The following is a 24423-nucleotide window of genomic DNA, read 5'->3' as shown; positions in this document are numbered from 1 at the left end:
AAGTTTGCGAGATCGCGAGAGGGAAAGGAGGTATATCATGAATCAGAGAGTGACACACCGTCAGATGATCCTGCTCGTGCTGCTGCTCAGTATTTCAGGAACGTTAATTCAGCCTCACGCGCAAGCTATCTACTATGCGGAACAACACGCTTATCTCTCGTATATACCTGTAGTCGTAGTGATGCTTGTATCCATGTGGATGTTAAGTCGGGTCCAGCGGAGATTTCCGGATCAGGATCTATTTCAAGCCCTTGCTGGGCGATTCCCCTTTTTGGGAAGGCTCGCAGGATTGATGTACATTTTGTTTTTTTTCTTTGTGTTTGCGAGGGATATCCGGTTAACGGGGGATTATATCAGCATAACTTTGTTAGAGACCACGCCCATCTCCATCATTGTGTTATCTCTGATCGTTATGGGAGTTTTTATCGTCAGAGGTGGGCTCGGCTCCTTAATCGGTATGTCGGAGTTGTATGTGACATTGTTTCTCTTAAACTCCGTGATTGTGCCTTTCATGCTCATTCAACAGATCAATATGGATAATCTGATGCCGTATTTTCACGTTGATGTTACGGGAGTGGGCAAGGGGAGTTGGTACATATTTTCGTTTTACGGAGAGATGATTGCATTACCTTTTGTTATCAAAGGCAGTGATTTTCGATATAAATCGGTTGTGTCAGGTATTATCCTCTCTGCACTCCTGATGATGTTAATCCTTGTGGAGACCATTACCTCCATTGGAGTTCCTATCGCTTCAAGGTTGGTGTATCCCTCCTATGAACTGGCAAGACAATTGCAAATCAGTGATTTCTTGGATCGGTTTGACCTTGCGCTGGCAGCGGCAACCTTGCCTACCATGATCACGAAGATTGCATTTGACCTGTACTTTGTCTGCTGGGGATTGAAGCGAATCATTCCGAACGTATCGGGAAAGGTGTTGACAGGTCCGATTGCCCTCGTCGGATTTGTCTGTGCATTCTGGTTCTTCCGAAATGCCATTCAGCTCAATCGTTTTACTCGGGAATGGACATGGGTTGCCATTGTTTTTGAAGTACTGTTCCCTATTGTGCTGTTTCTTTTCCTTCGTCCTCGCAAAAAGGATAAAAAAGAATCTACCCAACAGAGATCGGGAGACCAGCCAAAGAAAGAGAAGCATGAGCCGGAACAAAAATCGGCTGATTCGGAGAAGGACGGAGAGAAAAGACGGAAAGATTCTCATGGAGGAGAACTCCAGCCTTCCTGATACATTCCATCAAAAATCCTTATAGATGAACGGGCAAAAAGAGGGAAAGTACAGTTTCCCTCCACAGAAGTACCCTGTATACTGTAGTCAGACTGATGAACATTCGGCTGAACTAACGGGGGGAACATGAATGGCTCAACATTTGGCAGGTGTGCGTGTAGCATTGACAGGACCACGAAAATCGAAAGAAATGTCCATACTGGTTGAAAAAATGGGTGGAATCCCGCTTGTGCGACCGGCACAGGGGACCGTATTCCTGGATGATCGGAGTATCAGGGATGGGCTGGTATCCTGGATCTCAGACCCGCCAGACTGGGCGGTGTTAACTACGGGTATGGGATTGGATGCATTATTTGAAATGGCTGAGGATATGGAAGTGGCAGGCCAATTGTTGGATGTGTTATCGGAATCCTCAATTGCGGCAAGGGGATACAAGACGGTGAATGTGCTCAAAAAGCGCAAGTTAACACCGCTGGTACGAGATGATGACGGTAGCACGGACGGGCTCATTCGAGAATTCGCCCCACATGATCTCGCAGGGAAAAAGGTTATGTTGCAGCTTCATGGGGAGACAGCTCCCAAACTCGTTGCATGGTTGGAAGAACAAGGTGCCATCGTCAGACAAGTGCTTCCTTACCGCCATGTACCGCCAGAAGAGGCAGAACTGGAACAGTTATTAAATGAAATTCTAAAGTACGAAGTAGATGCTGTTGCGTTCACAAGTGGACCGCAGGTTAGATTTCTGACGCAATATGCGGCCTCCCAGGACAAGCTTGAGCCGATGCTTGCAGCCTTCAGACAAGGTGTAATTCCTGCGTCTGTAGGTAAAGTTACCGCAAACTCCATGCGTGAAGAAGGCATTGAGGCACTGGTCATTCCGGAGGAAGAGAAGATGGGAGCACTCATCGTTGAGCTTGGACGTTACTTTGCAGCAGGGCGTGCGGCCAAGATTAGAGATTAGTGGCCTGCTTTTAGATCAGTTCGATAAAAAGCTTTTGGCGTCGCTTCATGAATAAAAAAGTGTGCATTAATCTTAACCGCATCGCTATATGATGCGGTTTTGTTTAGATTATAGAATTTATACGTTACAACTAAAATACGAATGTACATCCTTAATAGTGCTTCGATCAGAAGCTTTTCTTATCTCGAAGAAAAGGTGGAAATGACGATGACCATTGCAGATCCTAACGCCAGACCCCGACTGATCATTGCAGGCACCGGAAGTGGTGCAGGGAAAACGACAGTAACCTTGGGGCTGATGAGAGCACTCGCTCAGCGTGGTTTGAGTGTACAAGGGTTCAAATGCGGCCCAGACTATATTGATCCGACCTACCATACCGCTGTTACGGGCAGACCGTCACGCAATTTGGATGCATGGATGACATCGCCTGAGTATGTGAGAGATACGTTCGAGAAGGCATCGGCGGGACATGATATTTCCATTATCGAGGGCGTTATGGGCCTCTACGATGGCAAAGATCCGCTTAACAATACAGGCTCAACTGCAGAGATTGCTCTGGTCACGCAGACCCCTGTGATTCTGGTTGTGGACGTACGCAGCATGGCTCGCAGTGCGGCCGCGATTGTCTTGGGTTTTCAACAACTGGAGCCTGAATTAAATATTGCCGGAGTGATCGTCAACCGGTGTGGAAGTGCGGGTCATTATACCATTGTGCAAAAAGCCATTGAGCAGATGTGCGGCATTCCTGTGGTTGGCTGGCTGAAGCGGGACGAAGACATGTCCATCCCGGAGAGACATCTGGGGCTGGTACCTGCCATTGAGCGCGGTGAACTGGAGCCATTATTTCAGCGGGCTGCCGATGTGCTGATGGAAGGCACTGATCTGGATCTTCTGCTGGGACTGGCGGCAAGCGCCCCGCCGTTAAATGCACCACGACTGCCCACACGGATTCGGCTAATGCTGAATCAGGCTCCAATTACGATTCACAATTCGATTCAGTGATCCGCGTTAATAATCGACATGTATCATATGCGGTACAGCCTGTCATTGCCGTTGCGCGCGATGCCGCATTTAATTTCTATTATCCCGATAATCTGGAATTGCTCGAAGCAGCCGGGGCCCGATTACAATACTTCAGTCCTCTTGCTGGCGAAGGTATTCCAACGGATGTGGATAGCGTCTATTTGGGCGGCGGGTTTCCAGAGGAATTTGCAGCAGAGATTGCCGGTAACCAAGGGTTCTTGGAAGGACTTCGACAGGCAGTACAATCCAACATGCCTTTATTTGCCGAGTGTGGTGGTTACATGGTGCTTGGAGAAACGTTGACCGACCGAGAGGGAGTTACTTTCGACATGGCGGGCATTATCCCCGCACAGGTGCAGATGCAGAAGAAGCGCGCTGCGCTTGGCTACCGTGAAGCGAGTAGCGTTCAGGATTCCTTTTTACTGAAAAAGGGTGAAGTACTTCGAGGTCATGAATTTCATTATTCGACAATGACCTATCGTGATGAAGAAACGATTCCTTATGCGTATGAGACCAAGGGGATGCGTGGCTTGAAGCAAGAGGGATATGCCGCAGGCAACATCGTGGCGGGGTATACGCACGTTCATCTGGGCTCTTACCCGGCAGCCGCTCGAAGATGGGTGGAGCATTGTTTAGCCTATCGGCAGGAGCGAGATATGCAGAGATAATAACAGCTATTTATAGCTCAAATAGATAGCTGAATTCAATAAGCAAAATGGCTCTAATCTCGCTTTTACCTCCTGAGTCTTTGGTCGTGAAGTTGGCAATCCGATTCTGAATTAAAGGTTTTCAGATGAATATGTGGAATGAATAAAAGACAGAATCATTATGCGAGGGAGGGACATCATGATGAGAACCGTATGTGTAACGGGAGCTGCTCGTGGATTGGGATTGGCTTTGACGGCACAGATGCTGAAGAGAGGGTATCTCGTGTATGCGGCCGGTCTGGACGTGGAAGATTCCGAGGGAATTCGTATGCTTGCAGAAGGATATCCTGACCATCTGCGCGCCATCGAACTGGATATCGCGGACGACCTGTCGGTAGCTCTGTTCACGGAGACATTGAAGCTGGATACGAATCATTTGGATATGCTGATCAATAATGCGGCTATACTAGGAAGTATTACGGATCATATCCGCGGGCCGTTGAATATGGCGGAGATGGCTGAAGTATTTAATGTGAACACCTTAGGTACACTGCGTGTGACTCATTCCCTGTTACCCCTCCTTCTTCAAGGACAGGTCAAGCTGATTGTTGATATCTCTTCCGAGGCTGGAAGTATAGAACAATGCAGTCGGGATGGGTGGTATGCCTATTGTATGTCCAAAGCTGCTTTGAACATGCAGGCCCGTCTTGTGCACAATGGTCTGAAGGATGAAGGCGGACAAGTGATGCTTGTGCATCCCGGTTGGGTACAGAGTTATATGAGGGGCGAATTGGATGTTGCTGCGGATCTCACGCCCGAGCAATCTGCACAGCATATCGCAGTACTTATCGACCGCCATGAACAGTTTAAAGGAGATCAGCCCGCATATGTGGACTACAAGGGAGAGAAGCTCCCCTGGTAGTTGGTTTTATACAGTGAGGTGAACAAGAAAGGAGATTAATTGAATGGATCATCGTAAAAAAGCATTACTACTTGGCGATTATACACATCCGGATTGGCACCCGCTTCAGGGGGTGGATGCGGAGATAAGCCGAATTTTCCATGATACTATGACTGTGCAGTGCAGTGAGAATCGGAATATGCTGCTGCAAGAAAATATAACCGGGTTTGATGTATGTATCTCATACATGGACGATTGGAAGGGTAAAGTCTCTCCACAGCAGACAGCAGGTTTGTTGTCCTATGTAAGTAATGGGGGGGGACTGGTCATTATACATAACGGCATTTCGCTCCAAAATCGTTATGAGCTCAAACAGATGATCGGTGCCAAGTTCCTGCATCATCCGGCGTATACACCGCTTGAATTCACTGTAACGGCGGAAAGCCATCCCGTGACGGAGGGCATCTCGAATTTCACAATGGAAGAAGAGCCTTATCAGTTCGAATTTGGTTCTTTTGCCGAAACGAAAATATTGCTTGAATATCAATCCGAAGAAGGACCAAAGCCTGCGGTTTGGGCTCATCGATATGGTGTTGGGCGTATTGTTTATCTGATGCCGGGTCACCATGTGCCGTCTTTTGCACACGAAACGTACCGGAAGTTACTTCTGCAAGCAGGCAAATGGGCTGCGCGTTACGTCTGATCGGACTGACATTTTTGCATGCAGAGTATAAGGGGTATAATATAGAGATCAACGAAGAGGAGGATGACAAAAATGAGCGATTTGTTCAAAAAGGCGATCTCGTTAGGGCTTGGTCTTACTGTCGTAAGCAAAGAAAAAATTGAGAAAACCGTGGATGATTTGGTCAAGCGCGGGGAACTTGCGCCCGGTGAATCCAAAGCTTTGGTTGAACGTCTACTGGAACGGGGCGATGAAGAGCAAGGCCAGTTCAAGAGAGTGATTCAAGAACAGGTCAAGCGTGTGCTTCAGGAAGCTGGTGTGGCATCCGAAAGTGATGTAACCAGTCTGGAACAGCGCGTTGCTGTTCTGGAGAAAAAACTTGCCGAACTGGGCCACTCACCACAGCTTCAACCTGATGAATCCCCAGCTCCACTTGAAGTTCCTCCTCCTCTCAAAGGAAACGAGATCGAGTAGATGGCAGTGCGAATCAAACATGTCGGCAGATACCGTGAAATTGCCATGGCGCTAGTGCGTCATGGCTTCGGTTATATGGTCGAGGAGCTGGGTTTGTTCCAGTTGCTGGCTCTGCCCAGACGGTGGATGTCGCGTGAAGCACACACCACCAAAACGCTGAGTGAACGTATTAGGCTTGTGCTGCAGGAGCTGGGGCCAGCTTTCGTTAAGCTGGGGCAACTCGCAAGCACAAGGGCAGATCTGTTGCCTGAGTCTGTCATTCGTGAGCTGGTGAAGTTACAGGATCAGGTCCCGCCGTTCTCTTCCGAGACGGCACGGGGTATTTTGGAACAGGAATTGGATACACCGCTGGAGGAGATCTTTTCCCGGTTCGAGGATACCCCTGTAGCTGCGGCCAGCATTGGACAGGTGCATCTGGGCAAACTTCAAAGCGGTGAATTGGTAGCCATCAAGATTCAGCGGCCGGGCATATCGCGTATTGTGCAGCGTGACCTGGATATTTTGCGTGAACTGACAGCCATGGCCGAGAAGCGCTGGGACTGGGTGAAGCAATATCAGATTCCGCAAATGGTCGAAGAATATGCTCAGGCGTTGATGGCCGAGCTGGATTATACAGTCGAAGGCCGCAATACGGAAAAGATTGCACAGCAATACCAACAGGACAACAAGGTGAAAATCCCGACAATCTACTGGGATCAGACTTCGTCCCGTGTGCTCACTATGGAGTATATCGAAGGTATCAAGCTCAATGATCGTGAAGAACTGGTCAGACGCGGTCATGATCTGAATAACATTGCCGAGCGGTTGGTGGATTCATTATTAAATCAGATCTTTATTCAGGGATTCTTTCACGCTGACCCACATCCGGGCAATCTAATGGTATTGAAGGATGGACGTCTTGCTTTTATAGACTTCGGTATGGTGGGCAGTCTGAGTGATGAGATGAAACAACAGCTCGCTTCGCTTATTATTGGATTAATGCGCAAAGATACAGACAGTATGATCCGGGCGATTGAGAAGCTCGGCATGATGCCAGATGACATGGACCTGCGTGGTCTTCATGTGGATTTGGACAAGTTGCGTAGCAAATATTACGATATTCCCTTTTCCAAGATTAGTGTGGGTCAGGCATTGAATGATTTATTCGGCGTAGCCCAGAGGCACCGGGTTGTCATGCCTGCCGATATTCTGCTGCTCGGTAAGTCGTTGCTTACAATGGAAGGTGTAATTGAACATCTCGATCCTTCCCTGAGCATTGTAGATATGGCCGAGCCTTTTGGGCGGAAGCTGATCAAGGAACGTTTTAGTGCCGGAAGAATCAAGAATCGGTTGTTCCGCAGTGCGGCCGATATGGCCGAGAGTGTCATTGGTCTGCCAGGGCAGTTAAGGCAATTATCATCCATTATTAGCAAAGGCAAGCTGAGACTGGAGATTAGTGTCCCTGAACTGGATGCACTCATGCGCAGAATGGACCAGATTAGTAATCGGCTGTCTTTCAGTATTGTGTTACTTGCCTTCTGTATCATTATGGTGGGCCTGATTATCGGTTCGTCGATCAGTCATCAGTCCACGATGCTGTGGGATATTCCGGTCATTGAGATTGGTTTCCTGGTGGCGATTTTGATGGTGGCTTTCCTGCTCTATTCGATATTCAAATCGGGAAGGTTCTAGCAACAGCATTACATCACAAGAATACCCGTAAAGAGACTTTCTTCAAAGGATCTTTGCGGGTTATTTTTTTGTGAATAGAGAATTGGTGAGTAAATTATAGAAAGATTAAGATAATAGAAGAAAAGGTTCTGTTTTTTCGCCTTAACTGTATTAGTACATATCCGGTCCTGTGACTATAATAATAGGTCAGTACATTAACGGACCCGGTTTTTCTGAGAGGGGAAAACCTATGGGCGTCAGGATCAGCTCCTGATGTCGCACGAGTAAGACAACTGAGGCAGTAATGGAACACCAGCGGTACACACTGGAACGGAAAAGACATGAGTGCATATTAACCCGTCAAGGCTATATGGATGGTAAATAATGATGCAACTCAGGGATGAGCATAGGTGAATGACGCGGAGAGGAATCCGTTGTTTTGTGCTGTCCTGGGTAGTTGGTTAGTGTGAACGGCTTCCGTTACTCATCAGCAGGATTGTCCATTATAAGGAATACACGTAGGAGGAACGGCAAGAACATATGAATACTTTAAAACAACAATGGTTTGGCAACATTCGCGGAGACGTGCTGGCAGGCATTACGGTAGCGCTGGCGTTAATTCCGGAAGCCATTGCGTTCTCCATCATTGCGGGTGTTGATCCGATGGTCGGATTATACGCTTCGATTACGATTGCGATTGTGATCTCGATTGCTGGTGGAAGACCAGGCATGATCTCGGCGGCAACCGGTGCCATGGCGGTACTGATGGTTGGACTCGTCAAGGATTATGGCGTGGAATATCTTTTTGCGGCGACGATTTTGACGGGCATTATCCAGTTTCTACTGGGCATATTTAAGGTTGGACGGTTTATTACGTTTGTGCCTCATTCGGTACTGACCGGATTCGTTAACGCACTGGCTATACTCATCTTTATGGCGCAGTTAACCCACTTCACGGGAGCGAACTGGATTATGTATGCGATGGTAGCGGGCACGCTGGCGATCGTTTATATTTTGCCACGGTTTTTCAAAGGCATTCCAGCTCCACTGATTGCAATCGTCGTGATGACGATTATTACCGTGGTGTTCCATCTGGACGTAAGAACGGTAGGCAATATGGGAAATATAACGAGCACTCTGCCGATGTTCCACTTGCCAAATATTGCGTGGACTTGGGACACGCTGATTATTCTGTTGCCTTATTCATTCACCATGGCACTGGTTGGTTTGCTGGAATCCCTGCTGACTGCAACCATCGTGGATGAGATGACCGAGACCAAGAGCAGCAAGAATCGTGAAGTGCGTGGTCAGGGTATTGCGAATTTTGTTAACGGTTTGTTTGGCGGCATGGGCGGCTGTGCGATGATTGGGCAGTCGGTCATTAATGTGAAATCTGGTGGACGTGGAAGATTATCCACGTTTACTGCGGGTGCGTTTCTCGCGATTCTGTTGCTGCTGTTTAGCGGTGTGGTGAAACAGGTACCGATGGGTGCGCTCGTTGGTGTGATGTTTATGGTGTGTATCGGAACATTCGACTGGAGTTCTATCAAAAATATAACTCGCGTGCCGCGCGCGGAAGCCTTTGTCATGATCGTGACGGTGGCAATTGTGGTCTATACCCACGATCTGTCGATCGGGGTTATGGTCGGCGTTGTGCTCAGTGTGCTGCATTTTGGCTGGAAACAGACCAAGATTCGCGTACAGGCGAGCCAGGAACAAGGGCAGAAAGTATATCGGGTTCACGGACCATTCTTCTTTGGCTCTTCGTCCCGCTTTGTAGATGAGTTCGATGCAGAGGCCGATCCGAAGGAAATCACGATTGATTTCGGAGGTTCACATATCTGGGATAACACTGCGGTTGTGGCTATCGGCAAATTGAAGTTCAAATACGCGAAGCTAGGCAAAACCGTGCACCTGCGCGGGTTAAACGAGGAAAGCTCCCGTATTCTTGAACGGAGTGGATTTGCTACAGCTGGAGGGCACGGTTCGTAACTTGGTTGCAACGAAGGTTGTTGTCCAAAGGTGCAATGTCTGACTATAGTTACGCGGACAAGGTGAAAAATGAACGGTTTAGTAAATCTGGAATTAAGGATCTAAACAAGTAATGAAGTTATGAGGGCTACTGTCCTAAAGTAGTGGTGAGCAGACATGTGACAGCCCTGTGTAGTAGATAACATAAAAAGATACTTTCTATCAACGGCGCACTTTTTCCTAAAATAAATTGGGGAGAGGGCGTCGTTGTTTTTATTAGAGTGTGTGGTGTGTACAGTGAAGAAGAGAACAGAAAAAGAACGAAGAAGAAGAAGAAATAGTTCTAATGGTGGTAGTGGTAGTTCTAGTAGAAGTTGTAGTAGTAGTTCTAGTAGAAGTATAGGTAGTGCTTGTTGTTGTTGTTGTTGTTGCTGTTCCTAGTTCTAGTATTTGTAGTTGGTGTTCTGGTTCTAGTATATGTTGTTATTGCTGTAGCTGATGTTACTGTGTTGATGCTTGTGTCCTCCCTATGTGTAAACTCTAACGAACCTGGCGCGTCTTATATGGAACTATTTCATGTTTTCGTTATTCTAACGAATCTTAGACATCTTATTTTGCTGATTTCACCTATACTGATGCCGTTTCCCCGGTATTTCCGAGTAATAAGGTGACTGGAGTTCGTTAAAAAATCCAAACGGCTTTAATTGGCGTAATAGGGTGTCCTGGATTCGTTAGAATTAGTGGTAAGTGGGGGGCGATCGTTGGAGCTATTTTCGAACCGCGAGAGATCTTGATCTCAATGTACGGAGTTATGTGAGGTACTCTTTCAATTCCTGAAACTTTTGCAAAATAGCTTCCTTTTGATCTGTTTCAGAATATCCTGTACAACAATTTATAGAATCATAGCAGCTATCTCAATCTCAACGAAATCTCTAAACTATCCAAGGATTATGAACATAACGATCCAATACATCTTTCTCAAGGAGCGCCATCAGACACTGTAGCCCGCATAACCTCCGCCTGACCATGTGCAGTTCAATCCTCAACCCCATTCTACAGAGTCAGGGTCATACTTCGAGCTAGCGCTTTAGCTTACTCCACTCATCATCATTCTCAGAGGGGCTCCTATAGTTACTCTCAAAACCAACCTCACACACTCTCTCATAACCGTCCTCAAACTCACTTGGTCGATACAAGTTACGCTGATCTTGGGGTTTTGTGCTACAAGTTGGGGGTGTAACGCTGTATCCCCTTTTGTTTTGCTTGACTAACGTGTAAACTACAGGGTATGGAGAAGAAGAGCAACGAGTGGATTGCTTTTTAAAAAATTCATTTCATAATCATGATTGATATAAGGAAAACTAGTCTTGATGGCAGATACTGATACTAAGGTCATTATGAAATGGACTTATCTAAATGAATATACAGAGGTGTAACGATTGGCAAACTTTGAACAACTGGGCATTCGCCCGGAATGGTGCGAGATCCTGAAACATCAGGGCATCGCCGTGCCGACTCCGGTACAGGAGCGTTCGATTCCGGTACTGTTGGGTGGACGCGATATTATCGCTGAGGCACAGACAGGGACAGGGAAAACGCTGGCATTTTTGCTGCCGATTATTCAGAAAATTAACGTATCCGACCGTTCTCCGCAAGCGCTGATTATCGCGCCTACGCGTGAGCTTGCGCTGCAAATTACGGAAGAAGCGAAGAAGCTCACGGCAAATGACGATAAACTGCACGTGCTTGCCGTATACGGTGGGCAGGATGTGGATAAACAACTGCGTAAATTGCAGAACGGTACCCAGATCGTTATTGGTACACCGGGTCGTCTGCTGGATCACCTGCGCCGTGGCACGTTGAAGCTGGATAATGTGAAAAAACTGGTGCTGGATGAAGCCGACCAAATGTTGCACATGGGCTTCCTGGACGATGTGGAGACGATTCTTAGTGAGCTGCCACACAAACGTCAGACCATGCTGTTCTCAGCAACGATGCCAAAGGGCATACGCAACCTGGCGAAGACCTACATGAAAGATCCGGAAGATGTGAAGGTATCTTCCCAATCTGTTATCCCGATCAAACAGATTCGCCAGCAGGTGCTGGAATGTACGGATCGCGGCAAGCTTGAAGCGCTTCGCGGCATGATTGATACGTATCGCCCATACTTGGCGATTATTTTCTGCCGGACCAAGCGTCGTGCATCCAAGCTGAACCAAGATCTGCGTGAAGCAGGTTATGCAAGTGATGAACTTCATGGAGATCTGTCCCAATCCAAGCGTGAGAACGTTATGAAAGCGTTCCGCGATGCCAAACTGCAAGTACTCGTTGCTACAGATGTAGCTGCACGTGGACTTGATGTTGAAGGCGTTACGCATGTATTTAACTACGATATGCCGCATGATGCGGAAAGTTATATTCACCGGATTGGTCGTACGGGCCGTGCAGGCGGTACAGGTCTTGCTGTAACGTTTGCAACAGAGCACGACAGACCGGAACTTGCACGTATTGAACAAGGGATCGACCAGAAGCTGTCCCGTATCCAGTGGACGAGCGAAGGTCCAATTGCTTCAACTGGAGCAGCTAGACGTTCAATCAACGGTCAAGGGGATGACGAACGTTCAGGTGGACGCTCTTCCGGAACTGGCAGTGCTCGTCGCGGTGCAGGCCGTAACGATCGCAGAGATGGCGGACGTGGTTCCCGCGGCGGCGAAGGTGGTCGTAGCGGTGGCCGCAGTGGTGACGAGCGCAGCGCAGGCCGTGGTTCCGCACGCACCAGCGACAGCAGTCGCGGTGCAGCAGGCCAAGGTGGACGCGGTGCGGGTCGCAGTGGCGACGAGCGTAGCGCAGGGCGTGGTTCCGCGCGCAGCAGCGACAGCAGTCGCGGTGCAGTGGGCCAAGGCGGACGCGGTGCAGCTAGCAGCGGCTGGGCTGGCCGTAGTGCCGACAAGCGCACCTCCGGGCGCAGCAGCGAAGGCTCTCGCCGTCCGGAATCCGCAGGACGCGGACCGGCGAAGGGCGACCGTCGCGATTCTCGTCGCGGACGGTAAAGCCTTGGCGCAAGCGGCGATGCAGCCGCACTTGCGCAGGCACCATGCCATGCCACAGGGTTTGGCATGGCACATATGAGAGGATTCGGGTACACATGTACCGAACCCTCAGATCAAGGGTCGCGACGGAACCACGTTGCGGCCCTTTTTCAACAGGACAGATGCTCATTTCCGCTTATTCTTTTTGTCATCTTCGAGTGCCTGTTTGCGCGTCTGCTTGATCCATGGAAGATGCCATTTAGGTATTCCCCATCTAGTTTTTCTTTTTGTCCGTGTACTGCGTATAGCACTTGGCAGACTACCATAAAATTCAAAACACCTCATCCTAGACCTAAGGATGGGGTGTTTTTGGATTAATTCTTATATCATTAGAATCATAACCTTCGATCAGTGGTGCTGACTTGCATGCAGGGGTGGATGAAATTGCATTCGTCTATATACACGGAGTGAATTTGCACTAAACTACGTTTTTCTTTCTCAATATATCATCCCTACAGCTGAACATCTGCGTATTGATTCCGATATTTCTCGTTATACACCCGACCTACCGACTCTGCCAATCCCCCTCGTGCCTTGCTCGGATAGCGTTCAATCGTGTGATAAAGTCTCATGAATCGATCCTTGGGCATAAAGCGGGCGTAGCGGGTAATAAGACTAGGGAATAACTCAATATATTTGCTCTTGCGCACGGCAGCAGCAGCTACGGCTGTAAGTATCTGAATTCCATTGTGGAGCTGTAAAATGTTCACTTCATAGGTCGCGATATAACGAATCGCATCTTCACGGATCAAATCCGGCTTAAGCCGTGCAATCTCACCGATATATTCAGCGAGCAGCCGCTCGAAGCTGCGTAAGAGCAAGGGCTTGAGCTGCAGATCCATATCACTGCGTAGGACAAAGGATTGTAACAGCGCAACCTGTTGCAGTCGAATCCGGTCATTGTAGACGAGTGAGCCGATCTCGCGGAGCATCTCATAGGCAAGTGCTTCATCCTGTTTTCGAGCTTCGGCGACCAGAGCCCAGTTGCGGTTAATACCCTGGCGGATGAGTTCCTCGTCCTGTTGCAACGTGCGCTTCAACTCGCGCTGCTGCTCTACCTCGAATGAACGTTTCTGCATGAAGATGAGTAAGGCCAGAAGCAGCAGGGAAACGCTGGCTGCCGCCATGGTCTGATCTATGGTCTCACCAAAATAGGTAGCAGCTGCACCGAACAATACCGTAATGAACAAGTCGCGTGCAATCCGACGTTTCACACGGGAAGTCGCCTTCGCCTGAACGGAATTCAGGGTACCCCGGCCACAGGCCGTGCACTCATCTTCCCAAAGGCAGGTGTACTGTCCACAACGTGAGCAGACTTGCAACTTTTCATAGGCATAGGTCGTTCGTTGAAATGGTCTTATGGATACAACTAGTTTAGTACTCATGCTCAATCACGCTCACCATTCAGAATAGTGTAGAGGGTACGATCCGTGTCTTCGCGGGAAACCGGTTTCCGCCGATGGAGCTGGAGTGCAAAACCCTTTATCATGACAAAAAGAAACAATATGGCGAGGCATCCGTATGTAACCATAATCCGTTCCCTTCTATGGCTTGGTGAACAAGCGCTGTTATATTGCAGTTTGCTGGCAATAACTATATCATATTTCCATAGTTGGTACTTTTGTGCCAGTTCAAGGCATGAAATCGTCGATTTTTGTCAGTCATTACAAAACTGTAACTCAAGATAGGGGTGCTTTTCAGAATTTGTTAGTAGACTGTTAAGATTTCCTTAAGGCTTGACGCCTATAATAAACTATTCCCATTTTAATCTCAAACGTGAAGGAGTACACCCAATGCTGCGGACACGCAAAATACGCTGGCTCAGCGGAACGATGGTTCTGCTGGCAATTCTAACGCTACTGTTACCTCAAGCGTTGCTGCCACAAGCTGCAGCGGCTCAGGCACAGACGAGCGGAATCGATGCGGTACTTGTAGCCGATGTAAGTAATTCGATGAATACAAGTGACCGTGACAAGATCAGTAATGAAGCCATGAAAATGTTTATTGATATGCTGCCCGTCCAGGGGGACAAGGTAGGGATTGTCGCTTATACCGATCAGGTGGAGCGGGAAAAGGCTATGCTGGAGATTCAGTCCGATGCGGACAAGAGCAGCCTGAAAGATTTTATTGATCAGCTCGGCCGGGGGCCATATACCGATGTCTCAGTTGGTGTCGCCGAAGCCGTCAACATACTGAATCATGGTGCAGACCCATCCCACTCGCCGATGATCGTGCTGCTGGCGGATGGCAACAATGACTTTAACAAAACCAAAGGCCGTACACAGGCACAATCCGACGCTGATCTGGCGAAATCCGTGAAGGAAGCACAGGATCAGGGTATCCCGGTATATACGATTGGACTTAACGCCGATGGCAAGCTGAACAAGGATGCACTCGCAGACCTGGCCAAGCAGACCGGAGGCAAGTCATTCATTACCGATACGCCGGATGATCTGCCACAGATTCTGAGTGAGATTTTCGCCGATCATGCCAAACTGAATGTCGTGAAGCTACCCTCTGTAACGGGAAACGGCAGTTATCAGGAAGTTACCGTGAACGTGCCAAACGACAGTGTATTGGAAGCAAACATTTCGATCATGTCTTCGAAGCCGGTGGAAGTGCAATTGACGGACCCTTCCGGACAAGCCGTGGATCTGAACTCGGATGCAGCCAAGCTCTCGACGTCGAAGAGTTATTCACTCGTGAAGCTGTTGAAACCCCAAGAAGGAGACTGGAAACTTCGGGTAAAAGGGGCTCCGAAAGACAGCATCGATATCAACCTGTTGTTCAACTATGATCTTCAGCTCGTTGTGGACCCAATTAAGACCAAGTCCTATACCAAAGGGGATAAGGTTGATCTTGCAGCCAAACTGGAGAATGGAGGTCAGCCGCTTCAGGATAATGACCTGTATAAGGATATGAAGGCGACGCTGGTTGTGAAAGATGTGGATACAGGTAAAAGCGAGGAACAACCGCTGGAAAACACAGGTTCTGGTTTTGCCGGAACGTTTGAAGTACCAGACAATCATAACTATGAATTAGTCATCCGTGCGGAAGAAGACAGCTTCTACCGTGAAAGTGAGCCAATCACGATCAACGCGAGTGGAGCAGCCGGAAGTGGATCTCAACCAACAACGTCAGTCGGTGAACAGGACAAGCCGTTTCCTTGGTTGCCTGTCATCCTGGGTGTTATAGCTCTGATTGTGGTTGGTGTTGGTGCCTGGTTCCTGATGGGCTGGCTGAAACGAAAAAATCGGGGATTTGTAGGTCAGATGGTCGTGGAGATTCGTGATGAGAACACGGGAGACAAGTCCTATCCACAATATAAAAAGTTGGTATCCTTCCGGGGCAGATTCCATCTGCATCAGTTGTTGCAACTGGACCCTGAGCTGAAGGAAACCGAAAAATATGTATTTACGCCCAGCAATGGGGATCGAATTATAATCCGTAACACCGCAGGCGGTACGCTGGAGAAATCCGGTCGTGCAGTCGATGCAAGCTCAGGCGTTGAACTGAAGAACGGTGACCGACTGAGCATCCCGCTGCAACAGGCGGACAAGACCATTTTAATTGAGTATCTGGTGTAAGATGATTGTTTGGTTTAAAAGGAATGAAAATTTGAGTTGGATATAATTGTTTACACGAGAACGGAGAGGACAGAAAAAAGCTGGAGAAGCGAAGCGTTCGCCTAAAAGCTTTCTGAAAGAAAGCTACATCGGAAGCATACGCTATACCCAGATGTTCACCTTTGGAAAATAGAATCAAAAAATCTGGGTATAACAGCGATCGGAAGGTTGTTCTGTCAACGGAGTGGCAAGTGTAAATATTCTTTAGTTTGAATTATATAGATTGAAGCATACGTGCGTTAATCTAAGGAGGACATGGAATGAAACCGATTGTTAGAGAACATATTCAGCAACTGGATGTATCACTTGGCGGAGGTATTGTCAGTGAGAAGATCAGAGTTGATACAATTGATAACCCCATTTTGATTATTGGTCTGGGAGGAACGGGAATTGATGCGTTGCTGCGCCTTAAATATCAGATCAACCGTCGTTTCAAGCTGCCACAGGACCCGGTATCCAAGAAAAAAATGGACAAGCCGGACAATGTGGAGTTTCTGGCTTTTGAGACAAACGAACAGGATCGTGCCAAAAAGTATAAAGGGATCGGACTTGATCCGATCAATGAATTCGTATTGCTGTCCAATGCCGAAATTGGCGGACTTCTACAGAACCGCAGCGTGCTTGAACCGTATATTACGGACTGGCTGTCTCCCGAACTGAGCATTACGGACGGCATGAACGGCGCCGCAGGGGTGCGTCAGGCTGGACGTCTGCTCCTGTTCACCAAGATTAATCAGGTCGTACAGGCTATCGACAAAAAGATCAAAACCTTATCCGTAGGCACCAACAAAAAACTGATGGTGTTCCTGCTGACAGGTCTGTCCGGCGGTACAGGCAGCGGCTGTTTCCTCGATATTTCCTATATCGTGCGCGGCATTATCGAACGTGATCACGGCTCTGCCGGGATTGACCGCGTGAATACGCTGGGATATCTGTTCACGCCAGATGTGAACCTGTCCAACAAAAGCTTGAGTGAACACACTCGTGAATACATTCGTAAAAACGGATATGCTGCGCTCAAAGAGCTGGATTACTGGATGAACGTGGATAGCCGCGGTGAGCGGTTTACACAGAAGTACGGCAATATTTTAACCGTCAACTCACCACTGCCTCCATTTAACCTGTGTCATCTAATCTCTGCGACGAACACCGAAGGCAAACTGCTAGAGAACGCCTACGATTACTGCATGAACGTCACGGCCGAGAACATTACCAACTTCATGGCAAGTGAGGAGAAGCAGTCAGGTGAGGAGTTTGCGATCCATGACTATATCAGCAACATTCGCACCAACATTGCACAGATGAACAAGGTGTACCCGGCTAACTATGATTACAACATCATCGGTGCATCTTCGGCTGTCCTGCCGATCGAAGAGATGACCACTTATCTGGCGTATCGCATGTTCGATAAAATGAACACCATGTTCTCCAAAGCACCAAACCAGGAGGATACCGAGAAGTTTGCCCGCAAGCTGGGCATTGATCTCGAAAGTGTGGTCAAGTCCTTTGAAGCGCGCGTACCAGAGCCACTGCCTGGGTATCAGAACAGCGAGCGTTTATCCTATGGCAATGTGGTGAAATCACAGGTCGTGAATATGGATACCGAGCTGGAGCAGAACTTTCTGGCTCGTGCTCGTGAAGAATATATCAAGGCGAAGAAACAACTGCCTGGTGAGATTGCGGGTCAGTTCACCGAACAGATCCGGCGTATGTTTTTGCATCCCGAACAAGGTCCGTTTTATGTCTCTCGTCTGATTTATACGGAAAAAGGTTTCTGTGTACTGAAGATGATTCAGTCGTACATCGAAACGCTGCGTGAAAATGCCTTCCGCATTCCGCGTGATATTGAAGCAGCTCAGGAGCAGTCCGAAGAGAAACTGGGCGATGCGAAGAGTGCTTTTGTCTCCAAAGAGAAGAAAAAGAATGCTTATATTGAAGCAAAAATTCATGAGTACTGGCTGCACGCCGACGTGGAACGCAACGATCAGATGATCGAGTTCTATGAAGATCTGTATGAGTTGCTGAACCAGGAGAACAGCCGCATTTATAACGTATTTACCGAAACGCTGAATGCCCTTAGCTCGATATTCACGAAGAACGGTGACCTGCTGACACGTGGCGAAGAACAAGCCGATCACAAAGGCAACAAAACATATTACTGGAACGTTGTAAGTGTACCGGATATCGTCAGTGTGGTGGACGGGCTGTTGGATAAGCGTGATACAGATGATCTGATCCGTGACTTCTCTCGTGAATTGCTGGAAAACTCCAGCCAATGGGTGAAAGAAAACGAGATTGATATCGTCAGCTCCATCTCCGACTTCCTGAGTGAGAAATTCGGTGATCTGATTACCCGTTCCATGGAAGATTTCCTGGTGATCAAATACGGTCAGGATGAGTCAGTCGAGAAATTCGTGGAACGTTTCATTGCTGGCAAGTTGGATGATGAGGCTGTTCCGGTGTTCAATCTGAGCAACAGCACAGGCAGTCTGCATTTCCCTTCATGGGGATTTGTATCGGTGCCGGCACAGGCGCCAGGCATTCTGAAAGGGATTCGCAATTATCAGAACAATGCGGTGGGCAAGTCTCATTTTACCGTTAAGGAAAGTGAAGTGCGTAACCGGATATTCTGGCTGAACACCCGCAACGGGGTACCACTCTTTGTGTATACTCCGCTCAAAGTATATGAGGAAAGTTATGAACGTACCATTTTGGACAAAGAAGGCATTGGTCGACACTTGGTACAAACGGAGAAAAACAACTGGACCTATCTGCCGTCTCCGATTCCGGAGAAATCATGGGGAGATGTGTACGAGAACGCCCGCGTGAAGCAGTATAACGCCCGTGTGCGTAACGAATTTGAGCAGGCGCTTGGATACAACATTGTGACAGCCAAATCCATTGATGAGAATACAAGCAATCGGTATGCGATTGTGACAACAGAAGCGTTTGATCTATCTGCCAAACTGGGTGCCTACGACATGCGTCTCACGTCCACAACGCCGAACCTCGGCGAAGTGAAGCGGGCGGTGATCGAGCTAAAACGTCTGCAATCCGAAGGGTTGCCACGTGTGGGAGTTAAGGATATTTTCGGCAGTATTAATGAAGATATGGCCAAAGAAAACATGGTACGCTCTCCGCAGCTGATCGCGCGCGTACGTGAGGAACTAGCAAAGATGAATGCCATCTCGGCAAAAGTCGCCGAACTCGAAGGCATTCTTGCCCAGTACCAGGACGAAGAGCAGTGGTATGACCGCTTCATCGAAGCGTTATATACTGACACCATCGTCAAAAAAGGTGCCCTCTACGTCTATGACCGTGACCCGGAAGAAGACGCATGGGAGCCGTTCGCAAACTTGATGAAGAGCCGTAACTTTGCCGAGTATGAAGTGTTTGGCAACTTCCGCGGTCTGGCAGAGAAGGATCGCAGTACATTGCTGCGCAAAGCCTCCCGCCGCGATAACGATCTTACAGCTTCTGAGGATATCACCCCACTGCTGACAAAGCTGGATGATCTGGCTGCGCTGTTCATGGAATCGCGCGATCGTCTCGAATACGAGCGGGTAGAACTGGCTAACGGAGAAGACATCTATCAGTTCTACAGAACGATGTCGTCCAAGCTGAACGACATTCGCAGAAGGCTGAAGTAAGATGGCGGCCGGGATGGAGTTCAATTCGAACAATACCCTGAAGCGTGATCTGGAGAAGTATGCAGCACAGTATGCAATAGAGCAGGAGCGTCAAGGCAGCCTGGGTGATGGACGCAGCAGTATCCATTACCCGGCTTTGTTCCTATTCGTGGGTGATCTGGTTGCACCTGCCGTGTCTGCCGTACAGGAGATTAATCGGCTGAAATGGGATAATGGAGACGGTGTGGTCTACGTTCAGATTGGTGCAGAAGATCAGAAAGAGCATCCGGTTGAAACGAGGAATGGTAGCTCGTCCGATGATGGGCAGGTGACTCTTCATCGCTTGCCTTTGACCACTGGGCAGACGGAGCGACCGTCCAAAACACGGCGTAAGGATGTACATCGCAGTTTCCACGAATCGGATCAGGCGCTCTTTGACCTGAATCGTACGCTTCGTCGGGTCAGTAACCGAATTGCCGAATATGGACGGTTATACTCGTCATTTGATCGGATTTACGTTACGGTGGTAACCAGGGCGGATGATCCGCTGAATGTATTGTTGCCAGAGCTCACCAAGCTGACGGAGACCATTTTGTCCCAAGCCTTCAAGTCGGTGCAGACGGATCTGCATGTATTGGTCAGCGAGATGGAACAGGTGGATTCTTTCGGGTATGCCAGCGCAGCAGGCCTCGCTTTTCTGCGGGAACTGGATTATATGCAGTCCTTGGACTACACGTTCAGCGGTAAACTGCTGGTGACGGAGGATGGGATCTCCATTCCGGTTACACATCCCGCGTCACCGTTGTTTGATCTGGTATATCTGTTGTCCGACAAAAATGAGCGTGGAACCGGCGTTCCCGGTGGCTGGATCGAAAATGCTGAGATCATCTGCCGGATCTGCCTGCTGAAGAACAGGAAGCAGGATGTAGATCACTCGGGTAGCGTTTCAAGCACGGGAGCGAACACCTACAACAATACATCCTTTAAAAACAATATTCGTACCACCTCTGATCAGCATGGTTATGCCAGCGCGGGTTTTGCCGAGATCAGGCGGCCAAACAAGCCGATTGCACTGGCGGTGTTATATCACCTGTATCGGTATCTGCTCGCACGCATGCGGCAGGAGCCGGATTGGAGCATTAAGGACAAGCTCGCTTTCTTTGGACTGGACGCAGCCTCAGTGGAACGCAAAGTCGAAGGCCTGCTGCCCAATGAAGATCTGGTTAGTGGCATGAGTGGCATCATGACGCATAACGTCAGTTTCTCTGATCTGAAGCCGCTCTCACTTCGTGAAGCGGAGAGAGCGTTGTTTGGACAAGGAGCTGAAGCGTACTTCCGCGATAACGTTGTCCGTCTTGTCGAAGAGCGTGTGCGTGAGCGCAGCTCTGGCGGCTCTCTGCGCCGTCAGGCCGAACAATCCCGCGCGGAGCATCCAGAGGTTGGCTACTTCCAGTGGGCGGCCTGGAGTGACAGTGAGCCTGGCAGTGTACGTGAAGCGCTGCTCGGACTGATTCGGGATAAATCGATGCAGCTTGAATCGGCACGTGCTCTGCTGGAGCAACGTCAGCAAGAGCGAGTGGAAGATCAGTCGTTCAAACGAGCGTTGTTCCGTGATAAACAGAATGTGCGCAATCTGATTGACTGCATGCTGGAGCGAGTGTATGTACCAAAGGTAGAATTACTGCGACTGGAAAATGAATTACATCTGTTGCGTATCTACGATACGGAGATGGAAGAACTTCACCGTTTTAGTCGCCACGTCACAGCAGCACTTGAAGCGCTGGAACGCACACTGCGAGAGACAGCTGCCCAAAGTATCGCTGCTGCCGATGAATACATCGGCCAGAACGTGATGGAGTACTACGGCAAAGTGACGGAAGAGCTAATCATCGACCTGGAAGCCAAACGCGGACGGGATGTATGGTTTGAGGACCGTTACATGGGAGACATGAACCGGCTTGCCACAGAAGGCGATGACCGTCTGTTGAAACGACTGATGGAGGTATGTCACTCGTTGCTGCTTACGGCCGAGCCATTGCGATTGCCATTTGAAGAAGAACTGTTGCAGCGGGCGAATGTCACGATTGCCTACGGAGATAAAGATGTATTAACCCGCGATGATCTGTTCCGCAGGTTGTACCACACGCTGGAGGATCAGGCGGTTGTTCGGGTCCGGGTATTCGATTATACGCAGGAACATCGATATGAAGAGAAGTATTTCTTTGGTGACCATCATAGTTCTTTCATGGACTACGCGGCACATGCCGAAGAGACGTCACGTATCTACAAGTTGGGTGTGGTGTACGAAGAACGAAGTAGTGGCGTGGAGAAGCTGAATCTGATGGGCGGTTTCCATCTGGAGGATCTCATGGTGTATCGGAACGGCAAGGTATATTATGACTCGTACACGGAGAATGGCTATGAACTTCACCCCGCTGGTCTAATGGAAAAGTTGTCACCCATTCGTTAAGACGCCGGCGGTGTCCTGACACCCAGCACCAATCTTGTATTAACTCAGCCTGTTTACGGCTGGTATGGAAAGGATGCATGTAGACATGCAGCGAAAAATCAATCTTCTCCTGATCCTGTTCAGCCTGATTGGCGGGGCAGTGGGCTTTGCGGCAGGAGAAATCATGCTGCGTCAATGGCTTGGGGAGATGCCACGTCTGTTGCTGATGGGATTATACTTTGGCGTACTGGCGCTGAGCGTTGGATTGTTCTGTTTGATCGCAGAGATGATCTCACCCAAGCTGAATGGCGCTTCATGGAAGCTCCGGTATCTGGGACTGTCGTGGAAATTGCTTGTTCCGGCAACACTGGCTCTGTTATTTGTTGTTGGACTCGCCCTGCAATTGTTGTATCAGATCAATCCGGGCGGTGTGAAGCAAGTGAAGGACATCGTACTGATGATCGATAACTCGGGCAGCATGAGCGAGACAGATCCGGATAACGGACGTTTTGAAGCAGCCAAGACACTAATCAGCCAGATGGAGAGTGACAAACAGGTAGCTGTCATTACGTTTGATGACCAACCGCAGTTGTTACAGCCGTTTATTGCGCTGGATAGTGAAGCGGCCAAGAATGAGGTTTATAGCAAAATCGATGGCATTGTCACAACTTCGGGCGGCACCAATTTTGATGCCGTGCTGCGGGAAGGCATGGAGCAGATTCAGGGCAAACAGGACCCGAAACGCGGTACCGTTGTCATCTTGTTATCCGATGGCTTCAGTGAAGCGGACACGACCGATATTTTGTCCCAATATAACAACGAACAGATCTCTATTAATACAGTCGGACTAAGCCTGGTGGACCCATCAGGTACGGATCTGCTACGTAATATTGCTCAGCAAACGGGCGGCATGTACTATGATGTACCAGATTCCGGTGGTCTGAATCTGGCATTCCAGCAGATCTACGATACGATTGATGAACGGACGCTGGTAACGGAGCGTACAGGCATGATGGAGCACAGCGTTTATCTGGCGATTTTCCGTGTAGCAGCAGTGTTACTGATTGGCGTGGCGCTGGGTGTGTCACTCGGACTCGTGTTTGATAACCGTCATCTCGCGCTCAGCTTTGGTATAGGCGGTGCGGTGTCGGGTCTACTGGCAGGGCTTCTGCTGGAGTGGGGACTCGACGGTTCGAACGTGGGGGATACATTCGTACGTCTTGGTGCGATGCTCATTTTGTCTGGCGTATTGACCCTCTTCTCCTGGATTGTTCCGATTAAGGAGAACACGCCGCGGAAGAGCAGGGGTCGTCGTGAAGCTGGTGGCGGAACTTCTTCAGCTGAAGGATTCGGTCAGAGACCAAGAGATACACGCAGCAAAGGATTCTAACGTCGGGAGGTCAATGGAAATGCGGTTTACGGATGCAGACCCTTCGACACCCTTGATTCGAAAACTGACACTTGCGGTGGACGAAGGGCGTTGTACACTTCGCTGGCTCTGGCCGGAACGGGTAGAAGCTGTGTATGTGGAACGGCTGGAGCTGGATATGATGAGCGATGATCGTACCGGGGAAGAGCCTGCACAGGGCAAGCTGAAGCTGTACACGAGAGAGGAATATAAGGCGAGCAATGGTTACACGGATCGGATCACAGGTTTTGGTGCCATCAAGTACACCGTGTATGTGTGTCAGATGGAGGAAGAGGGACCTGTACTAATCCGTCAACGAGACGAGGACAACATGGTGATTGCAAGCGCAGGGAAGGCGGATATCCGCTTTTCCATTCGCTACAAGAGCGGTTTTTTTCAGAAACGAAAAAGTGTATTGATCACCGTCACAGCGGAAGTACCTGTTCCGAAGGAAGCACTCTGTTATGTTCGCAAACAGGGCGGGGTTCCGCTGAATAAGGAAGATGGTACGGTGTATCCTTTTGTGAGTGATTTTGCTCCCGGAAGAAATGAGATGCCGCCCGTTGAAGTTGCCAAGGATGATTATGTACGATTATTCTTCACGGACGGACCAAAATATGGAGCCGCCTATCGGCTTATATCAGACTAGATAGTTGGACTAGCGATTGGAAGG

General features: G+C 48.9%; 14 protein-coding genes and 1 pseudogene. 14 read left to right on the top strand and 1 reads right to left on the bottom strand.

All coding sequences use genetic code 11. The features are described from left to right. Positions 1 to 37 precede the first annotated feature (37 nt). From MHI48_RS28330 to MHI48_RS28290, 9 genes and pseudogenes are all read left to right on the top strand, one after another. On the top strand, positions 38 to 1240 hold the full coding sequence (locus MHI48_RS28330; protein ID WP_076328706.1) for an endospore germination permease: 1203 nt from the start codon (positions 38 to 40) through the stop codon (positions 1238 to 1240). Positions 1241 to 1370: 130 nt separating this feature from the next. Beyond that, positions 1371 to 2201: a uroporphyrinogen-III synthase gene (locus MHI48_RS28325; RefSeq protein ID WP_076328707.1), complete on the top strand. Its 831-nt coding sequence runs from the start codon at positions 1371 to 1373 to the stop codon at positions 2199 to 2201. 201 nt (positions 2202 to 2402) lie between these two features. Further along, a pseudogene (locus tag MHI48_RS28320) lies at positions 2403 to 3892 on the top strand (cobyrinate a,c-diamide synthase). A 178-nt stretch (positions 3893 to 4070) separates the two neighbouring features. Beyond that, positions 4071 to 4793 carry an SDR family oxidoreductase gene (locus MHI48_RS28315; protein ID WP_235193706.1) on the top strand — a complete coding sequence of 241 codons (723 nt, stop codon included), beginning with the start codon at positions 4071 to 4073 and terminating at the stop codon, positions 4791 to 4793. 43 nt (positions 4794 to 4836) lie between these two features. After that, entirely contained in the window at positions 4837 to 5475 is a 639-nt protein-coding gene (locus MHI48_RS28310; RefSeq protein ID WP_036612782.1) for a ThuA domain-containing protein, read from the top strand. Positions 5476 to 5547: 72 nt separating this feature from the next. Beyond that, positions 5548 to 5928 (top strand): phasin family protein, encoded by a 381-nt coding sequence (locus MHI48_RS28305; RefSeq protein WP_036612779.1) that lies wholly within the window; start codon positions 5548 to 5550, stop codon positions 5926 to 5928. Beyond that, entirely contained in the window at positions 5929 to 7599 is a 1671-nt protein-coding gene (locus MHI48_RS28300; RefSeq protein ID WP_076319280.1) for an AarF/ABC1/UbiB kinase family protein, read from the top strand. It abuts the gene before it with no gap. A gap of 519 nt (positions 7600 to 8118) precedes the next feature. Next, positions 8119 to 9570: a SulP family inorganic anion transporter gene (locus tag MHI48_RS28295; RefSeq protein WP_036612773.1), complete on the top strand. Its 1452-nt coding sequence runs from the start codon at positions 8119 to 8121 to the stop codon at positions 9568 to 9570. Positions 9571 to 10988: 1418 nt separating this feature from the next. Beyond that, a complete protein-coding gene (locus tag MHI48_RS28290) occupies positions 10989 to 12599 on the top strand; it encodes a DEAD/DEAH box helicase (RefSeq protein ID WP_036612770.1) in 1611 nt (536 codons plus the stop codon). Between the two features lie 491 nt (positions 12600 to 13090). Here MHI48_RS28290 and MHI48_RS28285 read toward each other — a convergent pair whose 3' ends face one another. After that, on the bottom strand, positions 13091 to 14023 hold the full coding sequence (locus MHI48_RS28285; protein ID WP_405142426.1) for a hypothetical protein: 933 nt from the start codon (positions 14021 to 14023) through the stop codon (positions 13091 to 13093). Between the two features lie 408 nt (positions 14024 to 14431). Between MHI48_RS28285 and MHI48_RS28280 the strand changes: the two genes are divergently transcribed. The 5 genes from MHI48_RS28280 (at position 14432) to MHI48_RS28260 (ending at position 24399) form a co-directional block, all read left to right on the top strand. Next, positions 14432 to 16225, top strand: coding sequence for a vWA domain-containing protein (locus MHI48_RS28280; RefSeq protein WP_405142424.1), 1794 nt, complete (start codon positions 14432 to 14434; stop codon positions 16223 to 16225). Between the two features lie 299 nt (positions 16226 to 16524). Next, the gene (locus MHI48_RS28275) at positions 16525 to 19914 is read left to right on the top strand and encodes a tubulin-like doman-containing protein (protein ID WP_405142422.1); all 3390 of its coding nucleotides are present in this window, start codon (positions 16525 to 16527) and stop codon (positions 19912 to 19914) included. Between the two features lies 1 nt (position 19915). After that, positions 19916 to 22363 carry a transcription initiation factor TFIID gene (locus MHI48_RS28270; protein ID WP_405142420.1) on the top strand — a complete coding sequence of 816 codons (2448 nt, stop codon included), beginning with the start codon at positions 19916 to 19918 and terminating at the stop codon, positions 22361 to 22363. An 85-nt stretch (positions 22364 to 22448) separates the two neighbouring features. Further along, complete coding sequence (locus tag MHI48_RS28265) at positions 22449 to 23732, top strand: vWA domain-containing protein (protein ID WP_405142418.1); 1284 nt, start codon at positions 22449 to 22451, stop codon at positions 23730 to 23732. 19 nt (positions 23733 to 23751) lie between these two features. Next, a complete protein-coding gene (locus MHI48_RS28260; protein ID WP_076209731.1) occupies positions 23752 to 24399 on the top strand; it encodes a beta-mannanase in 648 nt (215 codons plus the stop codon). The last annotated feature ends 24 nt before the right edge of the window (positions 24400 to 24423 follow it).

This window comes from Paenibacillus sp. FSL H7-0942 (assembly GCF_045040715.1).
GTDB classification, from domain to species: Bacteria; Bacillota; Bacilli; order Paenibacillales; family Paenibacillaceae; genus Paenibacillus; species Paenibacillus amylolyticus.
This window is presented reverse-complemented; position numbering and strand designations above follow the sequence as displayed.